Origin of the sequence: Burkholderia sp. BCC1993 (assembly GCF_905339865.1) — a bacterium.
Classification (GTDB): domain Bacteria; phylum Pseudomonadota; class Gammaproteobacteria; order Burkholderiales; family Burkholderiaceae; genus Burkholderia.
In genome coordinates, this window is the sequence record NZ_CAJPGZ010000017.1 from 55,572 (window position 1) to 77,674 (window position 22,103).

Here is a 22,103-nt window from a genome sequence, read left to right on the forward strand (position 1 = left end):
CACTGCATGCGATACGAACTCTATTACTGGCCCGAAATCCAGGGCCGCGGCGAATACGTGCGGCTCGCGCTCGAAGCGGCCGAGGCCGACTATGTCGATGTCGCGCGCGAATCGGGGCGCGGCATGGGCGTGTCGGCGATGATGCACATGATGGACAGCACGAAGGCCGAATGCGTACCGTTTGCGCCGCCGTTCCTGAAGGCCGGCGACGTGGTCGTCGGGCAGGCCGCGAACATCCTGCTGTTTCTCGGCGCGCGGCTCGGGCTCGCGCCCGACGACGAAGCCGGCCGGCTGTGGGTGCATCAGCTTCAGTTGACCGTCGCCGATTTCGTCACCGAGATCCACGACACGCATCACCCGATCGGCAGCGGCCTTTACTACGAGGACCAGAAAGCCGAAGCCGCCGAGCGCGCGGCCGATTTCCTCGAACATCGGCTGCCGAAGTTCCTCGGCTACTTCGATCGCGTGCTCGCGCAGAATCCGCACAAAGGCGGCCATATCGCCGGCAGCGCGCTCAGTTACGTGGATCTGTCGATCTTCCAGCTGATCGAAGGCCTGCGTTACGCGTTCCCGAAGGCGATGAAGCGCGAGGAACGCAAGGTCGCGGGGCTCGTCGGCCTGCACGACCGCGTTGCGGCGCATCCACCCGTCGCGCGCTATCTCGAGTCGGAACGCCGTATCCCGTTCAACGACATGGGGATCTTCCGGCACTACCCGGAGCTGGACAAGTAGCGGCGCCACGCCTCGCGCGTCGGTGGATTTGATGAAGGCGCAGCTGCGGCACGCGCGCTGAACGCGTGCTGCCCGCTGCGCGTCGTCACGCCTGCTTCACCGCAGCCGGCTGCCTCGCCGGAGCCGGCTCCGTCACCGGGCATGCGCCGCATCACGCTCAGTGCGGCTGCCCGTGCTGCGTGGCGGCCGCATCGACGGCCTCGACCGAGCGCGTGAGCCACGGCCCGATGTCCATCTCCTCGTAGCGCACGAGCCGGCTCTTGCGCACGCGGCGATACGCCCACCAGATCGCGACGAACAGCGGAATCCACACGTAGATCGACAGCACTTCCATCCAGTCGATGCGGGCAGTGAAGAACGCCTGGTAATCCTGCCCGAGCGAGATCACGATGCAGATCGCGATCGCGAACAGCGGCCCGAACGGGAACCACTTCGCGCGATACGGCAGTTGATCGAGCCGGTAACCCTGTTTCAGAAAGCCCTTGCGGAACCGGTAGTGGCAGACGGCGATGCCGAGCCACGCGATGAAGCCGGTGATGCCGATCGTATTGAGCAGCCACAGATAGATCCGCTGATTGTTGGTCAGCGACGTGAGGAAGCACAGCCCGCCCACCGCCATCGTCGCGTACAGCGCGTTGCGCGGTACGCCGCCCGGCGACAGCGTCGCGAACATCGCGGGCGCACGGCCTTCCGCCGCGAGGTTGTACAGCATCCGCGTGGCCGCATACGTGCCCGAGTTGCCGGCCGACAGCACGGCCGTCAGGATCACGAGGTTCATCGCGCCCGCGGCGAGCGGAAAGCCCGCATGGCTGAACACGAGCGTGAACGGGCTCACGCCGATGTCGGTCACGTCGCTCTTGAGCAGGTTCGGATCGGTGTACGGCACCAGCAGGCCGATCACGAAGATCGCGAGCACGTAGAACAGCATGATCCGCCAGAAGATCTGCTTCACCGCGCGCGGGATCGTCTTGCGCGGGTTTTCCGATTCGCCGGCCGTGATCCCGACCAGCTCGGTGCCGAGAAACGAGAAGCCCGCGATCAGCGCGACGCTCATCATTGCGTGCACGCCGCCGACGAACGGCGCGTCGCCAGTCCTGAAGTTGCGCCAGCCGACCGGCTGCCCGTTGCCGAGCAGGCCGGCCGCGATCAGCAAGCCCGCCGCGATGAACGCGATCACGGTGACGACCTTGATCAGCGAGAACCAGTATTCGGATTCACCGAAACCGCGCACGGACAGCGTGTTCAGCAGGAAGATCAGCACCAGGAACGCGGCGCCCCACCACACGCCCGGCACCGCCGGAAACCAGTAGCGCATCACGATCTGCGCGGCGACCAGTTCGATCGCGATCGTGACGGCCCAGCTGTACCAGTAGGTCCAGCCGAGCGCGACGCCGAAGCCTTCGTCGACGTACTTTTCGCCGTAGATCGCGAACGAGCCCGACACCGGCATCAGCGCGGCCATCTCGCCGAGCCCGGTGACGACGAAGTAGACCATCAGCCCGATCGCGATATACGCGGCGATCGCGCCGCCCGGCCCCGCCTGCGCGACCGACGCGCCCGACGCGACGAACAGCCCCGTGCCGATCGAGCCGCCGATCGCGATCATCGCGATGTGGCGGCTCTGCAGCCGGCGCTTCAGCGCCGTTCCGGACGGTGCGGCCGTCTCCGCTGCCGCTTGCAAAGCATCCATAGTGTTCACCCTGTTGGATTCGGGCCGCTCGAATTGATTCGGAATACCAATCGATCGGCCCGGTTATTCGCATCGAAAACCGGCCCTGCCAGCCGGGTCGCGCGTCCGATGCCGGCGGCCCGGACGCGCACGGCCGCGTCAGACGACGCTGCGCTTGATCGCCTGAAGCTCGGCCGTCGTCACGATCTTCTCGATCCGGAACCGCGGGCTTTCCAGCCATGCGTTCGCGATCCGCCGGTATTCGTCGAGATCCTCGCACGCGAGCCGCACGAGAAAATCGAACGTGCCGCTGACGAGCCAGCAATCGAGCACGGCCGGGTTGTTCCGCATCTCGTCCTCGAACGGCGCCTGCGAACGTCCGTGGTCGGCCAGCACGATCTGCGCGATCACGACGATCGGCTTGGTCGCGCGCGGCGCCTTGATCACCGCGCGGTAGCCTTCGATCACGCCGAGCGCCTCGAGCCGCTCCACGCGCGCCTGGCATGGCCGCGGCGTGAGGTTCACGAGCTCCGACAGCTTCCGGTAGGAAATCCGCCCGTCGGTACGCAGGATGTCGAGGATCCGGAGATCGATCTTGTCGAGCTGCATCTTCTTGTCGGTCATCCGCGTTCGCTCCGGTCGGGTCGTGGCTGGTGCGCGGAGCGTCTCCTCCGGTTCCGCGCGGGGGCCACATTATCCGGCCGAAGCGGCCGCGCGCCAATCGGCTAGAACCGCAGCGACAGGCAGGTCAAGCCGCCGTCCATCTTGCGGAACTCGCTCGTGTCGATCACGTGCAGCGGCATCCCGAGCGACTGAATCGCGTCGTGCACGCGCGGATAGCCGGCCGGCGTGATCAGCGTGCCGTTCACGCGCAGCGTGTTGCCGGCGTATTCGTCGGCGGCCGAAATCGCGATGCGGCGATAGTCGGCGAACGCCGGATGCGCGGCCAGCGCCTCGGTCACGAGCAGTGTGTCGTCGCCGAGCGCGTTGACGACCGATTTCAGATGCAGCCCCGCGCCGACCGGCACCGCGACGACCGAATAGCCGTAGCGCGCCACCAGCGACTCGAACGCGGCGATGCCCTCGGCGTCGGTGCGGCCCGTCAGGCCGATGTAGAAGCGCTTGCCGACCTGCATCACGTCGCCGCCGTCGAGACGGCCTTCCTGCATCGGCAGCAGGTCGCGGTGCGCGCCGAGCGCCGCTTCGATATGCGCCGTTTCGCCGCGCCGCGCGGGCGCGCCCGGCCGCGTGATCACCGCGAATTCGGGCGTGACGACGGCGACGTCCTCGACGAAGTGCGAATCGGGAAACGCGTCCAGCGGCGGCAACTCGGTCAGCTCGACGCCGAGCCCGCGCAGCGCGTCGCAGTACGCGTGGAACTGCGTGAGCGTCTTGTCGTAGTCGGGCGCGCCGAGCGCGGCGGTGGTGAGACCCGCGCCGCAGGACGGCGCGGGACGGCGAACGATCGCTTGCGTGAATTGCATCGACTCCTCCATGGTCACGCTGCCCCGTGCGGCGCACGGGGCAGCTGCGTTGTGTCCGGACCATTATCGGAAGCCAAATTGCGCAATTCGCGTCGAATTCGGGCGTTCCCGCAGCCGATCGCGTCGAATTGCAGGCGGGATGCAGCGGATTCGGCAGACGGGCCGGCGGGCGCCGCGCGAGCGGCCGTTCCGTGCGGTGCGGATGCGGCCGATGCATGCGGCGCGTCCGTCAGGCGGCGACCGGCTCGAACCCCATTTGCGCACGGCCCAGCGGCGTGAGATCGCCCTCGCCGCCCCGTCCGTCGAAGTCGACCTCGAAATGATCGGCCGGGAAATCCGGCGGGCTGTCGCCGCGCAGGAACGCGAGCCGCTGGCGCTGCAGGTACGCGTCATTCTTCGCGCACCCGGGCGCGGCCGCGATATACATCACGTTGCTGTCACCGCTGCCGCGATGCGCATCCTCGACCGCATGCACGACGTCGCCGTGCCAGAACACCGCGTCGCCCGGCTCCATATGCGGGATCGGCACCAGCGCGTCGAGCAGCAGCGCATGCCATTCGGGCAGGATCGACAGCGCGCGGCCCGGACGCGCGCCGCACAGGTCGTCGTCGGCGACGTCGTCCTGCAGCGCGCGCAGCACGACATACGCCATCGCGTTCGCAACCGGAATCAGCTGCAGGGTGCCGTCGCCGGGCCCTTGCGGCGTCAGCGCGGTCCAGCCCTGGAACGTACGGAACATCGAGCACACGGCCGGCGATGGGATCTCCTCGACGTCGGGGCGGAACGCCGCGTCGAACGGATCGTAATCGCGCCAGCGGCCGGCCAGCACGTGACGATAGACCTGCCGGAAATTCGCGCCGAGCCAGCGCTCGACGGAGCCGCCGTCGACATGCGGCGACAGCCCGAGCGACGTCGAGCCCGGCGGCCGGCGGCGGATGCGGTCGGCGTAGGCCGGCACCTGGTCCGGGTCGAAATGCCTGCGCGCGCCGTCCGCATGACGCCACAGGCGGTTCAGGAACACGCGTGCCTGCGTGAGGGCCGGCAACTGCCGCGCGACCACCTGCGGCTTCGACCAGTAGACGCCGTAGATCTGCGGCTTGCCCGATGCGAGATTGCCGAAGTAGCGGTCCTCGGCGCGCGCATGCAGCCGCTCGGCGAAGCGGTTCGCCTCCAGATAGGCGCCGATCTCGTCGTTCCAGTCGCGCGCCTGCTGCACGTCGAACACGCCGCGGATCACCGCGGCGCCGTGCGTGCGGATCGCGGCGATCGCCTGCGGATCGACGGTGCCGTTCGCGATATCCGCGCATCGCAACACCGGAATCACGTCGCGGCCGTGCGCGTGCGCGCGGCGGATCGCGTCGACCTGCCGTGCGATATCGCCCTCCAGTTCGCGGAACGTGGCCGCGTAACCGGGCAGATCCGCGCGCAGCGCCCTTTTGGCCGTGCGGATCGCAACCGGCAGATCGTCAATCGTCAGGTGCATCGTCGTCTCCTCGCTGAATCGTGTGGTGATGAGCATTCAGCGTACGGCGGACGCATCGTCGCCATCGACACTATCCAGCCAACTATCGATACAATCCTGACAACCGCTCGCTACTCGGGACGATGGCAGACCACGCACAGCTTGTTGCCGTCCGGGTCGCGGAAATACGTGCCGTAGTAGTCGGGGTGATAGTGCGGCCGCAGGCCCGGCGGCCCTTCGCAGGTGCCGCCCTGCTGCAGCGCGAGCGCGTGGCAGCGGTCGACCTGCGCGCGCGTCGGCGCGGCGAATGCGATCGTATGGCCGTTGCCGGGTTCGGGCGCGCGGCCGTCGAGCGGCCGGCCGAAGAAGAACAACGGCCGGTCGGTGTCGGCCGGCATCCAGCCCGACCAGCCGTCCGGCTCGCTGAACTTCAGCCGCAGCCCGAGTTCCGCGAACAGCGGCGCGTAGAAGTCGTACGCGCGCGCGGTATCGCTGACGCCCACGCAAACATGTGAAAACATGGCATCGCTCCGTCGTGACGATCGATCACGATCATGCCACGGCGCGCTGCCCGCCCTCGCCCGGAGGCCGCGATGAAACCGCAGTACGAGCACGTGACGTTCGCCCCCGGCTGTTCGATCCGCGTGTACCACCGCCAGCTCGCGCGCATTCCGTTCGAATGGCACCGTCATCCCGAGTACGAACTGACGCTGACGCTGAACAGCCGCGGCCAGCGCTTCATCGGCGATCACGTCGCCCGCTATGCGGACGACGACCTGGTGCTCGTGCCGCCCAACCTGCCGCACACGTGGTCGTCGAACGCGCGCATCGATCGCGAGGCGCCGGAAGTCGCGCTCGTCGTCTGGTTCGACGGTGACTGGGCACGACGCGTGGCCGACTGCTGCCCCGAGTACGCGCCGCTGCGCTCGCTGCTGCGGCGCGCGGCGCCCGGCCTCGCTTTCGACGCCGACACGGCCCGTACGATGCGCGCGCGGCTGCCGCGGTTGCTCGACCCTTCGCCGCGCGTCCGCCTCGCGGCCGCACTCGACACGCTCGCCGATCTCGCGGAAGCCGGCGGCGAGCCGCTCGCCACCGCGCAGGCCTACGATCAGCCCGATGCAGCGACGCCGTCCGCGAACGCCGCCGCGCCCGAAGCCGAGCGCCTCGACCGCGTGCTCGACGCGATCGATCGGCAGTTCCACGAGCCGCTGCGCATCGATGCGCTCGCGGCCGTCGCGCACATGTCCGAACGCACGCTGCAGCGGCTGTTCGTACGGCACCTCGGCGAAAGTGTCGGCCGCTACGTGCAGCGGCTGCGGCTCGCGCATGCGTGCCGCCATCTGGTCGGCACCGACTGGCCGATCGCGACGGTCGCCACGCGCTGCGGCATTCCGAACGCCGCGAACTTCAACCGCCAGTTCCTCGCCGCGCGCGGGATGACGCCCGGCGCATACCGGCAGTTCTTTACCCGGCACGGCCACGCCCCCGGCGCCGACCCGCCACTACAGCTCGACACGCGGCCGCCGTCGCTGGAACGGCGTACCGGATCGGGCGAATCCCGGCCGCGCAAATGAAAACACCCCGGCAGGATGACCCACCGGGGTGTCGGGGCGTTGCGGTTGCCGGACGCGAGCGGCCTTGCGGCCGTTCGCGCCGCGCACGACTTAACGTGCGTTGATCGGCTTCGCTTCGCGCGGCGTGTCGCCGATGAACAGCTGGCGCGGACGGCCGATCTTCTGTTCCGGATCCGCAATCATTTCGTTCCACTGTGCGATCCAGCCGACCGTACGTGCCATCGCGAAGATACACGTGAACATCGACGTCGGGATGCCCAGCGCGCGCTGGACGATACCCGAGTAGAAGTCGACGTTCGGGTACAGCTTGCGCGACACGAAGTATTCGTCTTCCAGCGCGATCTTCTCGAGCTGCATCGCGAGCTTGAACAGCGGGTCGTCGTGCAGGCCGAGTTCGTTCAGCACTTCGTAGCACGTTTCGCGCATCAGCTTCGCACGCGGGTCGTAGTTCTTGTACACGCGGTGACCGAAGCCCATCAGCTTCACGCCCGAATTCTTGTCCTTCACCTGCTTGATGAATTCGGGGATGTTGTCCGGCGAACCGATCTGCTCGAGCATGTTCAGCGCGGCTTCGTTCGCACCACCGTGTGCCGGGCCCCACAGACAGGCGATACCGGCTGCGATACACGCGAACGGGTTCGCGCCCGACGAGCCGGCCAGGCGGACCGTCGACGTCGATGCGTTCTGCTCGTGATCGGCGTGCAGGATCAGGATGCGGTCGAGTGCGCGGACGAGCACGTCGTTGACCTTGTACTCTTCGCACGGGTTCGAGAACATCATGTGCATGAAGTTCGCGCTGTACGACAGCGAGTTCTTCGGATACACGAACGGCTGGCCGATGCTGTACTTGTACGCCATCGCGACGAGCGTCGGCAGCTTCGCGATCATGCGGATCGCCGACACTTCGCGGTGACGCGGGTCGTTGATGTCGAGCGAGTCGTGGTAGAACGCGGACAGCGCGCCGACTGCCGCGACCAGGATCGCCATCGGGTGCGCGTCGCGGCGGAAGCCACGGAAGAAGAAGTGCATCTGCTCGTGCACCATCGTGTGCTTCGTGACGGTGTCGACGAATTCCTTCTTTTGCGCCGCGTTCGGCAGCTCGCCCTTCAGCAGCAGGTAGCAGGACTCGAGGAAGTCGGCGTTCTGCGCGAGGTTGTCGATCGGGTAGCCGCGGTACAGCAGTTCGCCCTTGTCGCCGTCGATGTACGTGATCGCCGAATTACAAGCTGCCGTCGACATGAAGCCCGGGTCATACGTGAACTTGCCGGTCTGGCCGTACAGCTTGCGGATGTCGATCACGTCCGGGCCCATCGTGCCCTTGTAGATCGGCAGTTCGACGCTCGGCGAGTTGTCGCTGAACGATAGCGTGGCTTTAACATCAGACGGAGTCATGGCACATCCTCAATCGAAAATAGAAACGGGATTCGATAACGGGCACAGCGCGTTACACCTTGGCGTTACACGTTGCGCAGCATCTCCAACAGCCGGTGAATGTCCTGGCTGTCTAGGTCGCCCTCTGGTTCCTTGCGCGCGAGGAGCAAGTCCATCAGGTCGTTGTCGCTCAGATCGAGCAGGCGCGACAACGCGCCTACGTCTGCATCGGTGAGGTCATGCTCGTATCTGCTGAAGAAACGCTCGAAAATGATGTCGTTTTCCAGCAGACCCCGCCGCGCGCGCCAGCGGAGGCGCGCGCGACGGTGCGGGTCGGATTGATGCGATTCGTCGCTCATCAAACTTTAAACCGCGCGGCGAACCATCAGTTCCTTGATCTTGCCGATCGCCTTCGTCGGGTTCAGGCCCTTCGGGCAAACGTCGACGCAGTTCATGATCGTGTGGCAACGGAACAGACGGTACGGGTCTTCCAGGTTGTCGAGACGCTCGCCGGTGGCGGTGTCGCGGCTATCCGCGATGAAGCGGTAAGCCTGCAGCAGGCCGGCCGGGCCGACGAACTTGTCCGGGTTCCACCAGAAGCTCGGGCACGACGTCGAGCAGCTCGCGCACAGAATGCACTCGTACACGCCGTCGAGCTCGTCGCGTTCTTCCGGCGACTGGAGGCGTTCCTTCTCCGGCGGCGGCGCGTCGTTGATCAGGTACGGCTTGATCGAGTGATACTGGTTGAAGAAGTGCGTCATGTCGACGATCAGGTCGCGCACGACGGGCAGGCCCGGCAGCGGGCGCAGCACGATCTTCTGCGGCAGGTCGTTCAGGTTCGTCAGGCACGCGAGACCGTTCTTGCCGTTGATGTTCATCGCGTCCGAACCGCACACGCCTTCGCGGCACGAACGACGGAACGACAGCGTCTCGTCGACGGCCTTCAGCTTGACCAGTGCGTCGAGCAGCATGCGCTCATGCTGGATCTCGAGCTCGTACGTCTGCATGCGCGGTGCCGCGTCCTTGTCCGGATCGTAGCGGTAGACTTCAAAAATGCGTTTTGCCATTTCGGATTCCTTTGACTCGGCTTAGAACGTGCGCGGCTTCGGCGGCACGGAGTCGACCGTCAGCGGCTTCATTTGAACCGGCTTGTAGTCGAGGCGATCGCCTTCGCTGTACCACAGCGTGTGGCGCAGCCAGTTGTCGTCGTCGCGGTGTTCGTAATCGCTGTGTGCGTGCGCGCCGCGGCTTTCCTTGCGCGCTTCCGCCGACACCATCGTCGCGCGAGCCACTTCGATCAGGTTCTCCAGCTCGAGCGCTTCGACGCGCGCGGTGTTGAACACCTTCGACTTGTCCTTCAGGTGGATGTTTTCCACGCGGGCCTTCAGGCCGGCCATCTCGTCGACGCCTTCCTTCAGCAGTTTCGACGTGCGGAACACGCCTGCGTGCTTCTGCATCGTCGCGCGGATGTCGTTCGCGACGTCCTGCGTGTACTCGCCCGAGCTCGACTTCTCGAGCTTCGCCAGGCGCGCCAGCGAGAATTCGCCTGCGTCGGCCGGCAGCGGCTTGTGTTCCTTCTGGTTCTTCACGTGCTCGACGATGTGGTTGCCGGCCGCACGGCCGAACACCACGAGGTCCAGCAGCGAGTTCGTGCCGAGGCGATTCGCGCCGTGCACGGACACGCACGAGCACTCGCCCACTGCGTAGAAGCCGTTGACCGGATCCTTGTGGCCGCGCGACGTGCCGACGACCTGACCGTGGATGTTGGTCGGGATGCCGCCCATCTGGTAGTGGATCGTCGGGACGACCGGGATCGGTTCCTTGATCGCATCGACGTTCGCGAACTTCAGCGCGATTTCGCGGATCGACGGCAGACGCTTCATGATCGTCTCGGCGCCGATGTGCGACAGGTCGAGCAGCACGTGATCCTTGTTCGGACCCACGCCGCGGCCTTCCTTGATTTCCTGGTCCATCGAACGCGACACGAAGTCACGCGGCGCCAGATCCTTCAGCGTCGGTGCGTAGCGTTCCATGAAGCGCTCGCCGTTCGCGTTGCGCAGGATACCGCCTTCGCCGCGCACGCCTTCGGTGATCAGCACGCCCGCGCCGGCCACGCCGGTCGGGTGGAACTGCCAGAACTCCATGTCCTGCAGCGCGATGCCCGAGCGGGCAGCCATGCCGAGGCCGTCGCCGGTGTTGATGAACGCGTTGGTCGATGCCGCGAAGATCCGGCCTGCGCCGCCCGTCGCGAACAGCGTCGTCTTGCCTTCCATGATGTAGACGTCGCCCGTCTCCATCTCGAGGGCCGTCACGCCGAGCACGTCGCCTTCCGCGTCGCGGATCAGGTCGAGCGCCATCCATTCGACGAAGAACTGCGTCTTCGCTTCGACGTTCTGCTGGTACAGCGTGTGCAGCAGCGCGTGACCGGTACGGTCGGCGGCCGCGCAAGCGCGCTGGACCGGCTTCTCGCCGTAGTTCGCGGTGTGGCCGCCGAACGGACGCTGGTAGATCGTGCCGTCCGCGTTACGGTCGAACGGCATGCCGAAGTGTTCCAGTTCGTACACGACGTTCGGTGCTTCGCGGCACATGAACTCGATCGCGTCCTGGTCGCCGAGCCAGTCGGAACCCTTGATCGTGTCGTAGAAGTGGAAGTGCCAGTTGTCTTCGCTCATGTTGCCGAGCGACGCGCCGATGCCGCCCTGTGCGGCCACCGTGTGCGAACGGGTCGGGAACACCTTCGACAGCACGCCGACCGACAGGCCCGCGCGCGACAGTTGCAGCGCTGCGCGCAAGCCCGAGCCGCCCGCGCCGACGATCACCACGTCGAACTTGCGGCGCGGCAGGGAAGTTTTGATTGCAGCCATTCTTTACACTCTCCAGAGAATCTGCGCGGCGTAGCCCGCACATGCGAGCAGCCAGACGATGGTCAGCGATTGCAGCAGCAGGCGCACACCGACGGGCTTCACGTAGTCCATCCAGATGTCGCGCACGCCGACCCATGCGTGGTAGAAGAGGGAAAGCAGCGTCACGAAGGTCGCGAGCTTCATCCATTGCGCGGCGAAGATCGATGCCCAGCCTTCGTACGAGAAGTCATGCGCGCCGAAGAACAGGACGAGCAGAATGACCGTGTAGACCGCCATGATCGTGGCGGTGACGCGCTGCGCGAGCCAGTCGCGCAGGCCGTAGTGAGCGCCGACGACGAGGCGCTTCGAGCCGATTCGGTTATTGGCTGCCATTTTCTTAGAATGCTCCGAACAGTTTGAGTGCCATGGCGATCGTCAGCGCGATCGAGACGACAAAGACGACGACGGCCGTCCGCTTGCCGCCTTCCTTCGAGACGGCGTCGTGGTTGACGTCCATCAGCAGGTGGCGAATGCCGGCGCAGAAATGGTGGAGGAACGCCCAGGACAACGCGAGGACGATCAGCTTGACGACGATGTTGGAGAGGAAGAGCTTGAAGCCTTCGAAGCTGAGCTCGGAGGTGAGGCTCTGGTCGAAGAGGAACAGCAGGAACGGCAGGAACAGGAACAGCAGCGCGCCGCTGACTCGATGGAGAATCGACAATGTCGCCGCCAGCGGCATGCGATATTTCAACGTGATGTCGCCGATCCCGATGTTCCGGTATTCCGGCCTCGGCTTTCTTACTGCGTCAGTCATGCTAGACCCCTACTATGTTGTCACACTAATCCGCGATTTTAGCGCCTTTTTATATCGCGCTGCAGCGAAAGTCCGCTCTGGATCATTACGCGAACGGGAATAAAGGCGGCCCGAAACGTGCTACACGAAAATGGGCAACCCGCGTGCACGCTGCTTGTGCCGACCCGTCGTCAGCTCAAGTCATTCTGATAGTAATACCCGGTTGTGACATACCAGCCGCGCCGCACTTCCACCGGCCGGTCTCCGTATGTATAGGACACGCGCTCGACCGACAGCAACGGAAAACCCGCAGGCACATGCAGCAGGTCGGCCACCGCCGGCTCCGCCGCCACCGCGCGGATCTTCTCCGTCGCGCGGATCATCCGCGTGCCGAATTCCGTCTCGAACATCGCGTAGAGCGGGCCCTTGTACTCGCTCAGCCGCTCGAACGTGAGCCCGCGGAACATCGCGCCCGGCAGCCAGATCTCGTCGAGCACCGTCACTTCGTTCTCGAACTCCAGCAGGCGGCGCACCTGCACGACCGGATCGGCCGGCTTCAGGTCGAGCTGCCGCGCGATCTCGGCCGGCGCGCGCAGGCGCCGGCATTCGAGCAGGCGGCTTACGTGCGGATGCTCGGCACCGTCGTCGGCCAGCAGCCGCAGGAAGCGGAACTGCGCGCGATCTTCATTGTGCGTCGCAACAAAAGTACCCTTGCCTTGCCGCCGGACCACGAGGTTTTCCGCGGCCAGTTCGTCGATCGCCTTGCGAACGGTGCCCTGGCTGACCTTGTAACGGGCAGCCAGCTCCACCTCGCTCGGGATGATCTCGCCCGGCTTCCATTCACCGGATTCGAGACTTTGCGTGATCAATGACTTGATCTGCTGGTATAACGGACTGAAGGTCGGCGACGGCGAAGCGGCAGGGGCAGGCGCCGGCGCGGAATCGCCCGCGCCCGGCTGCCCTGGGCCGCCTGCGCCGGTCGGATTCGCGTTGTTCGCCTGGTTCGATGTCATGGCGCGCATTTCATCACAAACCGCGCTTTTCCGTCCACTCAAATTCCGCAAAACATCTGTCTTATATAAGACATATGATACCGTTTGACTTTGGGTCCATCGGCTCCTACACTCCGGGGCGAGCAAGGGTTCGCGGGTGCAAAATGCGTCCCCGGCTACGTGCCACGGCCGTCTCCAGGTTCACCGCGTCTGCCTTTCGCGAATCCTCCGCCCTGCTTCAATGCAACGCTACGCGTAACGCGCATAGAATGGCGTTTTGCCTAGCGTCCACCGCTTCACCCGTCCTGGAGAATTTCAATGGCTAAGCCCGCAAAGCGCGTTGCCGTCACCGGCGCCGCAGGTCAAATCGCTTACTCGCTGCTGTTCCGCATCGCGAACGGCGACCTGCTCGGCAAGGACCAGCCGGTCATCCTGCAACTGCTCGACCTCCCGCAAGCCCAAGCCGCCGTCAAAGGCGTCGTGATGGAACTCGACGATTGCGCGTTCCCGCTGCTCGCAGGCGTCGTGATCACCGACGATCCGAAGGTTGCATTCAAGGATGCAGACGTCGCGCTGCTGGTCGGTGCGCGTCCGCGCTCGAAGGGCATGGAGCGCAAGGACCTGCTGTCGGCGAACGCCGAGATCTTCACGGTCCAGGGCGCCGCGCTGAACGAAGTCGCGAGCCGCGACGTGAAGGTGCTGGTCGTCGGCAACCCGGCGAACACCAACGCGTACATCGCGATGAAGTCGGCACCGGATCTGCCGAAGAAGAACTTCACGGCGATGCTGCGCCTCGACCACAACCGCGCGCTGTCGCAGCTCGCCGCCAAGTCGGGCAAGCCGGTCGCGTCGATCGAGAAGCTCGCCGTGTGGGGCAACCACTCGCCGACGATGTACCCCGACTTCCGCTTCGCGACCGTCGAAGGCGAGTCGCTGCTGAAGCTGATCAACGACGACGTGTGGAACCGCGACACGTTCATCCCGACCGTCGGCAAGCGCGGCGCGGCGATCATCGAAGCGCGCGGCCTGTCGTCGGCGGCGTCGGCAGCCAACGCGGCGATCGACCACGTGCGTGACTGGGTCCTCGGCACGAACGGTAAGTGGGTCACGATGGGCATCCCGTCGGACGGCTCGTACGGCATCCCCGAAGACATCATCTACGGTGTGCCCGTCACGTGCGAAAACGGCGAGTACAAGCGTGTCGAAGGCCTCGAAATCGACGCGTTCTCGCGCGAGAAGATGGACGGCACGCTGGCCGAGCTGCTCGAAGAGCGCGACGGCGTCGCCCACCTGCTGAAGAACTAAGCAGGCTGCGTGGCCGGGCCGCCTCCGGGCGGCCCGGCCACGGCACGGGCGGCGGCGCTGCAGCCGGCCCCGCCGCCCGATCCGATCCGGGCACGTTTTGCCGCTCCAGGCGCCCCGCGCGCCGGCCCAGAACGTGCCCGAATCCGATTTTCTCCACGTTGCCCGCTTCCTTGACGTAGAAGAGATGTCCGCGCTCACTCCTGCACAAGTGCTGTACGACGGGGCGTCCCCGCCCGCGATCCTGCCCTGCTGCGATCACTACGCGGGCAGCGAGAAGCTGATGCGCAAGTCGCTCGCGCTCCAGGCCGAACTCGGCCCCGTGTTCGACATCACGCTCGACTGCGAGGACGGCGCGGCCGTCGGCCAGGAAGCCGCGCACGCGCAGCTCGTCGCCGAATTCCTCGGCGGCGCCGAGAACCGCTTCGGGCGGGTCGGCGTCCGCATCCACGACTTTTCCCATCCCCACTGGCGCGACGACGTGCGCATCGTGCTGCGCGCCGCGCGCGCGCCGGCCTACGTCACGCTGCCGAAGATCGCGAGCGCCGCCGACGCGGCCGAGATGGTCGCGTTCATCGAAGGCACGCGCCGCGAGCTCGGCCTCGCGCAGCCGATTCCGGTGGACGTGCTGATCGAGACGCACGGCGCGCTCGCACAGGCGGCCGCCCTCGCCGCACTGCCGCTGGTCGGCACGCTGAGCTTCGGGCTGATGGACTTCGTGTCCGCGCATCACGGCGCGATTCCCGATGCGGCGATGCGCTCGCCTGGCCAGTTCGACCACCCGCTCGTGCGCCGCGCGAAGCTGGAAATCGCCGCCGCCTGCCATGCGCACGGCAAGACGCCGTCGCACAACGTGACGACGGAAGTGCGCGACATGGCCGTCGTCGCCGGCGACGCGCGCCGCGCGCGCGACGAGTTCGCGTTCACGCGGATGTGGAGCATCCATCCCGCGCAGATCCGCCCGATCGTCGACGCGTTCGCGCCGCGCACCGATGAAGTCGCACTGGCCGCCGAGATCCTGCTGGCGGCGCAGGCCGCCGACTGGGGCCCGACGCGCCACGGCGATACACTGCACGATCGCGCGAGCTACCGCTATTACTGGTCGGTGCTGCGCCGCGCGCGTGCGACCGGCCAGCCGGTGCCGGCCGAGGCCGCGCCGCTGTTCGGCCCGGCCGCCGGAGACGCGCGGTGAGCGCGCGCCGACACACGGATTTCATCGAATCACCGGGGCGCGAACCCGAGACGGGTTTTGCGAAACGACAAAAAACGTAACGGAGCCCGAAAACCTGATATGAGCGCGGCCAAATAGGTGAAAATAGCGGCCGCTGCGCGCTTCCGGGGCGCGTGCAGTTTCAAACCGGCCGGCAGTGTCAGCTGCCGGCCCTTGTCAACTGATTATCGAAAGGTTCTGACTCCATGAAGAAACTCCTGATCGCTACCGCCATCGGCGCGTTGTCCGCCACGATGCTGGTGTCGGCTCCGAGCGCGTTCGCCCAGGATACGGCGACGACTGCGAAGAAGACGGCCAAGCGCCCGGCGCCGGCCAAGCGCATCGTTCCGCGCAGCAAGAAGGCGCAGGCGCGTGCCGCAGCCAAGGTCGATCCGGTACCGGACGGCGCGGCCAAGTGGTCGTGCAAGGACGGCCTGTCGTTCGACCTCGCCGGCGACATGAAGCGTGACCAGGTCGTCACGGTTCACTGGGCAAAGAAGAACTACAAGCTGCCGCGTCAGGCCACGACGACGGGCGCCGACACGTTCTACGATCCGGCCGCGGGCTTCAAGCTGGTCGTGATCCCGAGCAAGGCGATGCTGTTCAGCGACGCGAACGGCGGCGAGCGTCTCGCCGACGAATGCATGACGCCGGAAATGGCGCAAGGCACGCCGGCTCCGACGCAATCGAACGAGCTGAAGCCGGCAACGAACTAAGCGCGTTCTCCCGAGCTCCTCGATGTCCGCCTCGGTCTCCAACGTCCGCCCCGCTCCGGATACGGTACTCGTCGATATCGTCGACTACGTGCTGAACACCGGCATCGACAGCGCGCTCGCGCTGGAGACGGCGCGTCATTGCCTGATCGACACGCTCGGATGCGGACTCGAGGCGCTGTCCTACCCGGCCTGCACCAAGCTGCTCGGCCCCGTCGTGCCCGGCACGATCGTGCCGAACGGCGCGAAGGTGCCCGGCACGTCCTTCCAGCTCGATCCCGTCCAGGCCGCTTTCGACCTCGGCGCGATGATCCGCTGGCTGGACTTCAACGACACCTGGCTCGCCGCCGAATGGGGTCATCCGTCCGACAACCTCGGCGGAATCCTGGCGACGGCCGACTGGCTGTCCCGCACGGCCGTCGCGGCCGGCAGGAAGCCGCTTGCCATGCGCGACGTGCTCGTCGCGATGATCCAGGCCCACGAGATCCAGGGCTGCCTCGCACTCGAGAATTCATTCAACGCGGTCGGGCTCGACCACGTGCTGCTCGTGAAAGTGGCGTCGACGGCCGTCGTCGGCCGCCTGCTCGGGCTCACGCGCGACGAGCTGATCAACGCGGTGTCGAACGCATTCGTCGACGGCCACGCGCTGCGCACCTACCGCCACGCGCCGAACACCGGTTCGCGCAAGTCGTGGGCGGCCGGCGACGCGACGTCCCGCGCGGTGCGCCTCGCGCTGATCGCGAAAACGGGTGAAATGGGCTACCCGTCGGCGCTCACCGCGAAAACCTGGGGCTTCTACGACGTGCTGTTCGGCGGGCAGCCGTTCCGCTTCCAGCGCCCGTACGGCACGTACGTGATGGAGAACGTGCTGTTCAAGATCGCGTTCCCCGCCGAATTCCATGCGCAGACGGCCGCCGAGGCCGCGCTGCAGCTGCACGCGCAGCTCGCCGCGGCGGGCCGCACGACCGACGAGATCAGCCGGATCACGATCCGCACGCACGCGGCCGCGATCCGCATCATCGACAAGCAGGGCCCGCTCGCCAATCCGGCCGACCGCGACCACTGCATCCAGTACATGGTCGCCGTGCCGCTGCTGTTCGGCCGGCTGACCGCGGCCGATTACGAAGACGCGGTCGCCGCCGATCCGCGCATCGACGCGCTGCGCGCGAAAACCGTGTGCGTCGAGGATCCGCAGTTCACGAAGGATTACCATGACCCGGCCAAGCGGTCGATCGCGAACGCGCTGACGATCGAATTCGCGGACGGGTCGACGCTTGCCGAAGTAGCGGTCGAATACCCGATCGGCCATCAGCGACGCCGTGCGGACGGCATCCCGCTCCTGGTCGAGAAGTTCAGGACCAACCTCGCCCGCCGTTTCCCGGCAAAGCAGCAACAAGCGATTCTCGACGTGTCGCTGGACCAGGCAAAGCTCGAAGCGATGCCGGTCGATGAGTACGTCGACTTGTATGTGATATAGCCGTCATCTACAGGACTCTTTGTTTCCTAGCCTTAAACCCAGGAAAATCACCATGGCCCACAATCTCCACAAGACCCTCAAGGAATTCGACAGCGGTTCCGGCAAAGGCAAGTTCTACTCGCTGCCGCAGCTCGGCAAGGAACTGAAGACGAAGATCGAGCGCCTCCCGGTGTCGATCCGTATCGTGCTCGAGTCCGTGCTGCGCAACTACGACGGCAAGAAGATCACCGAAGAACACATCGAGCAGCTCGCGAACTGGCAGCCGACCGCGAAGCGCGTCGACGAGATTCCGTTCGTGGTGTCGCGCGTCGTGCTGCAGGACTTCACGGGCGTGCCGCTGCTCGCCGACATCGCGGCCATGCGCGGCGTCGCGGAGCGTTCGGGCAAGAACCCGAAGAAGATCGAGCCGCTGGTCCCGGTCGATCTCGTCGTCGACCACTCGGTGCAGATCGACTACTTCCGCCAGAAGGACGCGCTCGACCTGAACATGAAGCTGGAATTCCAGCGCAACAACGAGCGCTACCAGTTCATGAAGTGGGGCATGCAGGCGTTCGACACGTTCAAGGTCGTGCCGCCGGGCGTCGGCATCGTCCACCAGGTGAACCTCGAATATCTCGCGCGCGGCGTCCACAAGAAGACGGACGGCGGCGACACCGTGTACTACCCGGATACCCTCGTCGGCACGGACAGCCACACGACGATGATCAACGGCATCGGCGTGGTCGGCTGGGGCGTGGGCGGCATCGAGGCTGAAGCCGGCATGCTCGGCCAGCCGGTGTACTTCCTGACGCCGGACGTCGTCGGCGTCGAGCTGAAGGGCAAGCTGCGCGAAGGCGTGACGGCCACCGACCTGGTGCTGACGATCACCGAAATGCTGCGCAAGGAGAAGGTCGTCGGCAAGTTCGTCGAGTTCTTCGGCGCAGGCACGAAGTCGCTGTCGCTGCCGGACCGCGCGACGATCGGCAACATGGCGCCGGAATACGGCGCGACGATGGGCTTCTTCCCGGTCGACGAAAAGACCATCGAATACTTCGAAGGCACGGGCCGCACGAAGGCGGAAATCGCCGCGTTCGAGAACTACTTCAAGGCGCAGAAGCTGTTCGGCATTCCGAAGGCCGGCGACATCGACTACACGAAGACGGTCACGCTGGATCTTGCAACGGTCGCCCCGTCGCTGGCCGGCCCGAAGCGCCCGCAGGACCGCATCGAGATCGGCCACGTCAAGTCGACGTTCACCGAGCTGTTCTCGAAGCCGGTCGCGGAAAACGGCTTCGCGAAGAAGGCGGATGACCTGGGCGCGCAGTACACGACGTCCAACGGCGTCGACGTGAAGAACGGCGACATCCTGATCGCCGCGATCACGTCGTGCACGAACACGTCGAACCCGAGCGTGCTGCTGGCCGCCGGCCTGCTCGCGAAGAAGGCCGTCGAAGCCGGCCTCACGGTCGATCCGAAGATCAAGACCTCGCTCGCGCCGGGATCGCGCATCGTCACCGAGTACCTGACGAAGACGGGCCTGCTGCCCTACCTGTCGAAGCTCGGCTTCGAAGTCGCGGCGTACGGCTGCACGACCTGTATCGGCAACGCGGGCGACCTCACGCCGGAACTGAACGAAGCAATCACGAAGAACGACATCGTCGCGGCAGCCGTGCTGTCGGGCAACCGCAACTTCGAAGCGCGTATCCACCCGAACATCCGCGCGAACTTCCTCGCGTCGCCGCCGCTGGTCGTCGCGTACGCGATCGCCGGCAACATCACGCGCGACCTGATGACGGAACCGGTCGGCAAGGGCAAGGGCGGCCGCGACATCTACCTCGGCGACATCTGGCCGACGAGCGACGAAATCCACGCGCTGCTCAAGTTCGCGCTCGATCCGAAGAAGTTCGAGGACAACTACTCGAAGCTGACCAAGAAGGGCGACCTCTGGAGCAAGATCGAGGGCGAATCGGGCCAGGTCTACGACTGGCCGAAGTCGACCTACATCGCCGAGCCGCCGTTCTTCGGCAACGACTTCTCGATGGAACCGGCTGCATCGATCCCGACGGTCAAGGGCGCGCGCGCACTGGGCATCTTCGGTGACTCGGTCACGACCGACCACATCAGCCCGGCAGGCTCGATCAAGGAAGACTCGCCGGCAGGCAAGTGGCTGAAGGAGAACGGCGTGCAGAAGGCCGACTTCAACAGCTACGGCTCGCGCCGCGGCAACCACGACGTGATGATGCGCGGCACGTTCGCGAACGTCCGGATCAAGAACCTGATGATCCCGGCGAAGGCAGACGGCACGCGTGTCGAAGGCGGCCTGACGATCCACCAGCCGAGCGGCGAACAGCAGTCGATCTACGACGCGGCGATGCAGTACGTCGGCGCCGATACGCCGACCGTCGTGTTCGCGGGCGAAGAGTACGGCACGGGCTCGTCGCGCGACTGGGCCGCGAAGGGCACGCAGCTGCTCGGCGTGAAGGCCGTGATCGCACGCAGCTTCGAGCGGATCCACCGCTCGAACCTGGTCGGCATGGGCGTGCTGCCGCTGCAGTTCAAGGGCGCGGACAGCATCCAGTCGCTCGGCATCACCGGCGAAGAAACCTACGACATCGAAGGCCTCGGCGACGACTTCAGGCCGCAGCAGGACGTCACGCTCGTGATCCACCGCAAGAACGGCGAAACGCAACGCGTGCCGGTGCTGCTGCGTATCGATACGCCGATCGAAGTCGACTACTACAAGCACGGCGGTATCCTGCCGTTCGTGCTGCGCTCGCTGCTCGCAGCGTAAGCGCGCGGCTTTTGCAGGTGCCGCAGCCGCCTCGCGGCGGTTGCGGCCGATTTGGATGCCCGACCTCGTGTCGGGCTTTTTTTTGCCTGCGGGGCGGTGTGCCGGCGCGCCGGTACGTCATGCGGCCTTGTCGGCGCGCGTCCTGCCGCCTGCGGCCGGCCGCGCGTTCTTCTTCAGATGCGCGCGGTTGTAGTCGATCGCCGCGCGAACGAGACGCTTCAGCGCCCGCTTGTCGAGCTTGTCGCCTTCGAGGAAATCGATCGCGCGGCGCGCGTTGCCTTCAAGGCCCGCGTTGAACAGCCCGTCGGGATCGGGCAGGTGCGCACCGTGCATGAACGTGAGCTTCACCTTGCCCTTGTGCGCGTTCGCGACCGCGATCATCCCGTCGCACGACCACACCGGGCTGCCCATCCATTTCCACTCCTCGACGATGTCGTCGTCGACGGCAAGGATCGTCTCGCGCAGCTCCGCGAACGTCTTGCCGCGCCAGTCGGCGATGCCTGCGATCAGCGCGTCGATGCGGGCCGACGGTTCCAGGTCGGAGGCGCTCATGCACGGCCCTCCTCGTCGTCATCGGGGCGCGCGAGCACCTGCTCGAGCGACGCGAAGAACTGCGTCCAGCCGTGCTGCGCACCGCGGTACGCCTGCTCCTGATCCGCGCGGAAACCGGCCTGCTCCATCCGCAACAGCGTGCCGACCGGCGTCGGCGTGAGCGTCCAGGTGACGACGCTTTCCAGGCCGTACGCGGCCCACGTATAGGACAGCACGCGCTGCGGCTCGATCGTCAGCAACGTGCAGTCGACGGAACCCCAGTCCGCGCGGAAGCTGAACGCGCGGCCCGCGACGGGCTCGAAATCGCTCTGCATCAGCCATGCCTCGATCAGATGCGGTTGCGTGAGCGCACGCCAGACCTTCTCCGGCGGATGCGACAGTTCCCGTTCGACGACGACGGTGCGTGTTTCAGTGGTGGCTTGGTTCATGACTGATCCATCCTCTTGAGCAGATCTTCGAGCGCGTCGAACCGGTTCTGCCAGAAGCCTGCCATCTGGCTGGTCCAGTCGATCAACGGAGTCAGCGCTTGCGGCTGCGCGCTGTAGTGCGTCTGCCGGCCTTCGTGACGGTCGCTCACGAGCCCGGCCTGCTTCAGTACTCCCAGATGTTTCGATACCGCCGGCTGCGACACGCCTGCGTGCGCCGTCAGCGCCGCAACCGTCAACTCGCCCTCCTCGCACAGCCGCTCGAAGAGCGCGCGGCGTGTCGGATCGGCGAGCGTCCTGAACAGCATGTCGGGAACGTCTTGCATGGCTTAATCCATAACCCGATAGTTATGAATTCAAGAATATCGCGGGATCGACGCACGTCAAGGAGCAATTTCGCAGGAAGCATCAGGCGATCCTGCAGCGGGGGCGTTCGCCGGAACGGACGGAATGGCGGCGAATCGACTTGCGAAGAACATCACGCGCGCGTCGAGGCAGCGTCACCGTCCGATTCGAGCATTTCCTCTAATCTGCTCACCGGACGCTCCAACCGAAAGCACGCTGCAAGACTCGCCAATACGTCGTTCCACAGTTCGGGAAACGCGCGCGATCGACTGGCCCCGTTTTTGTCAATCCGCGCATCCGGACGCCGTCGCACCGGCGCCGCGACAGCGCCTGACCACATAGTGCGACGCGCGACGCGTCCACGCCCGATTGCCCGCGACGCGCTCACG

The 22,103-nt window shown here is 65.9% G+C and carries 22 protein-coding genes; 7 read left to right on the forward strand and 15 right to left on the reverse strand.

The window, feature by feature from the left end:
• The first annotated feature begins 6 nt into the window (after positions 1-6).
• A complete protein-coding gene (locus U4Y91_RS26815) occupies positions 7-732 on the forward strand; it encodes a glutathione S-transferase (protein WP_321807627.1) in 726 nt (241 codons plus the stop codon).
• A gap of 157 nt (positions 733-889) precedes the next feature.
• On the opposite strand, the gene U4Y91_RS26820 is transcribed toward U4Y91_RS26815, so the two are convergent.
• The 5 genes from U4Y91_RS26820 to U4Y91_RS26840 all read right to left on the reverse strand — a co-directional run bounded on the left by U4Y91_RS26820 (position 890) and on the right by U4Y91_RS26840 (position 5,868).
• On the reverse strand, positions 890-2,422 hold the full coding sequence (locus U4Y91_RS26820) for an amino acid permease (RefSeq protein WP_321807628.1): 1,533 nt from the start codon (positions 2,420-2,422) through the stop codon (positions 890-892).
• Positions 2,423-2,560: 138 nt separating this feature from the next.
• Positions 2,561-3,025, reverse strand: a complete 465-nt coding sequence (locus tag U4Y91_RS26825) for an Lrp/AsnC family transcriptional regulator (protein ID WP_321807629.1) — start codon at positions 3,023-3,025, stop codon at positions 2,561-2,563.
• 101 nt (positions 3,026-3,126) lie between these two features.
• Positions 3,127-3,885, reverse strand: a complete 759-nt coding sequence (locus U4Y91_RS26830) for an amidinotransferase (RefSeq protein WP_321807630.1) — start codon at positions 3,883-3,885, stop codon at positions 3,127-3,129.
• A 229-nt stretch (positions 3,886-4,114) separates the two neighbouring features.
• Positions 4,115-5,368, reverse strand: a complete 1,254-nt coding sequence (locus U4Y91_RS26835; RefSeq protein ID WP_321807631.1) for a DUF1479 domain-containing protein — start codon at positions 5,366-5,368, stop codon at positions 4,115-4,117.
• A gap of 110 nt (positions 5,369-5,478) precedes the next feature.
• Positions 5,479-5,868, reverse strand: coding sequence for a VOC family protein (locus U4Y91_RS26840; protein ID WP_321807632.1), 390 nt, complete (start codon positions 5,866-5,868; stop codon positions 5,479-5,481).
• 72 nt (positions 5,869-5,940) lie between these two features.
• Between U4Y91_RS26840 and U4Y91_RS26845 the strand changes: the two genes are divergently transcribed.
• On the forward strand, positions 5,941-6,921 hold the full coding sequence (locus tag U4Y91_RS26845; protein ID WP_321807633.1) for an AraC family transcriptional regulator: 981 nt from the start codon (positions 5,941-5,943) through the stop codon (positions 6,919-6,921).
• Positions 6,922-7,011: 90 nt separating this feature from the next.
• Here U4Y91_RS26845 and gltA read toward each other — a convergent pair whose 3' ends face one another.
• The 7 genes from gltA to U4Y91_RS26880 all read right to left on the reverse strand — a co-directional run bounded on the left by gltA (position 7,012) and on the right by U4Y91_RS26880 (position 12,950).
• Complete coding sequence (gltA, locus tag U4Y91_RS26850; protein WP_014899964.1) at positions 7,012-8,313, reverse strand: citrate synthase; 1,302 nt, start codon at positions 8,311-8,313, stop codon at positions 7,012-7,014.
• A gap of 65 nt (positions 8,314-8,378) precedes the next feature.
• A complete protein-coding gene (locus U4Y91_RS26855; protein WP_321807634.1) occupies positions 8,379-8,651 on the reverse strand; it encodes a succinate dehydrogenase assembly factor 2 in 273 nt (90 codons plus the stop codon).
• 6 nt (positions 8,652-8,657) lie between these two features.
• On the reverse strand, positions 8,658-9,359 hold the full coding sequence (locus U4Y91_RS26860) for a succinate dehydrogenase iron-sulfur subunit (protein WP_011658352.1): 702 nt from the start codon (positions 9,357-9,359) through the stop codon (positions 8,658-8,660).
• A 21-nt stretch (positions 9,360-9,380) separates the two neighbouring features.
• A complete protein-coding gene (sdhA, locus tag U4Y91_RS26865) occupies positions 9,381-11,156 on the reverse strand; it encodes a succinate dehydrogenase flavoprotein subunit (protein WP_321807635.1) in 1,776 nt (591 codons plus the stop codon).
• A gap of 3 nt (positions 11,157-11,159) precedes the next feature.
• Positions 11,160-11,528: a succinate dehydrogenase, hydrophobic membrane anchor protein gene (gene sdhD, locus U4Y91_RS26870; protein WP_124495478.1), complete on the reverse strand. Its 369-nt coding sequence runs from the start codon at positions 11,526-11,528 to the stop codon at positions 11,160-11,162.
• Between the two features lie 4 nt (positions 11,529-11,532).
• Positions 11,533-11,949, reverse strand: a complete 417-nt coding sequence (gene sdhC / locus U4Y91_RS26875; protein ID WP_257774889.1) for a succinate dehydrogenase, cytochrome b556 subunit — start codon at positions 11,947-11,949, stop codon at positions 11,533-11,535.
• Between the two features lie 170 nt (positions 11,950-12,119).
• Complete coding sequence (locus U4Y91_RS26880) at positions 12,120-12,950, reverse strand: GntR family transcriptional regulator (RefSeq protein WP_321807743.1); 831 nt, start codon at positions 12,948-12,950, stop codon at positions 12,120-12,122.
• Between the two features lie 288 nt (positions 12,951-13,238).
• Here U4Y91_RS26880 and U4Y91_RS26885 point away from each other — a divergent pair, with 288 nt between their 5' ends.
• The 5 genes from U4Y91_RS26885 to acnA all read left to right on the forward strand — a co-directional run bounded on the left by U4Y91_RS26885 (position 13,239) and on the right by acnA (position 20,392).
• Positions 13,239-14,225: a malate dehydrogenase gene (locus tag U4Y91_RS26885; RefSeq protein ID WP_044843799.1), complete on the forward strand. Its 987-nt coding sequence runs from the start codon at positions 13,239-13,241 to the stop codon at positions 14,223-14,225.
• 184 nt (positions 14,226-14,409) lie between these two features.
• A complete protein-coding gene (locus U4Y91_RS26890) occupies positions 14,410-15,414 on the forward strand; it encodes an HpcH/HpaI aldolase/citrate lyase family protein (protein ID WP_321807636.1) in 1,005 nt (334 codons plus the stop codon).
• A gap of 224 nt (positions 15,415-15,638) precedes the next feature.
• On the forward strand, positions 15,639-16,148 hold the full coding sequence (locus U4Y91_RS26895; protein WP_321807637.1) for a hypothetical protein: 510 nt from the start codon (positions 15,639-15,641) through the stop codon (positions 16,146-16,148).
• Between the two features lie 22 nt (positions 16,149-16,170).
• A complete protein-coding gene (locus tag U4Y91_RS26900; protein ID WP_321807638.1) occupies positions 16,171-17,622 on the forward strand; it encodes a bifunctional 2-methylcitrate dehydratase/aconitate hydratase in 1,452 nt (483 codons plus the stop codon).
• Positions 17,623-17,674: 52 nt separating this feature from the next.
• Complete coding sequence (acnA, locus tag U4Y91_RS26905) at positions 17,675-20,392, forward strand: aconitate hydratase AcnA (RefSeq protein WP_321807639.1); 2,718 nt, start codon at positions 17,675-17,677, stop codon at positions 20,390-20,392.
• Between the two features lie 117 nt (positions 20,393-20,509).
• Here the strand turns inward: acnA and U4Y91_RS26910 are convergent, their stop codons facing one another.
• Genes U4Y91_RS26910 through U4Y91_RS26920 form a run of 3 tightly spaced genes read right to left on the reverse strand, consistent with a single transcriptional unit; the run spans position 20,510 to position 21,695 of the window.
• A complete protein-coding gene (locus U4Y91_RS26910) occupies positions 20,510-20,944 on the reverse strand; it encodes a DUF1801 domain-containing protein (protein WP_321807640.1) in 435 nt (144 codons plus the stop codon).
• A complete protein-coding gene (locus U4Y91_RS26915) occupies positions 20,941-21,372 on the reverse strand; it encodes an SRPBCC family protein (protein ID WP_124892012.1) in 432 nt (143 codons plus the stop codon). Before U4Y91_RS26915 ends, U4Y91_RS26910 begins: the two co-directional genes overlap by 4 nt.
• The gene (locus U4Y91_RS26920; protein WP_321807641.1) at positions 21,369-21,695 is read right to left on the reverse strand and encodes a metalloregulator ArsR/SmtB family transcription factor; all 327 of its coding nucleotides are present in this window, start codon (positions 21,693-21,695) and stop codon (positions 21,369-21,371) included. Before U4Y91_RS26920 ends, U4Y91_RS26915 begins: the two co-directional genes overlap by 4 nt.
• Positions 21,696-22,103: the final 408 nt, after the last annotated feature.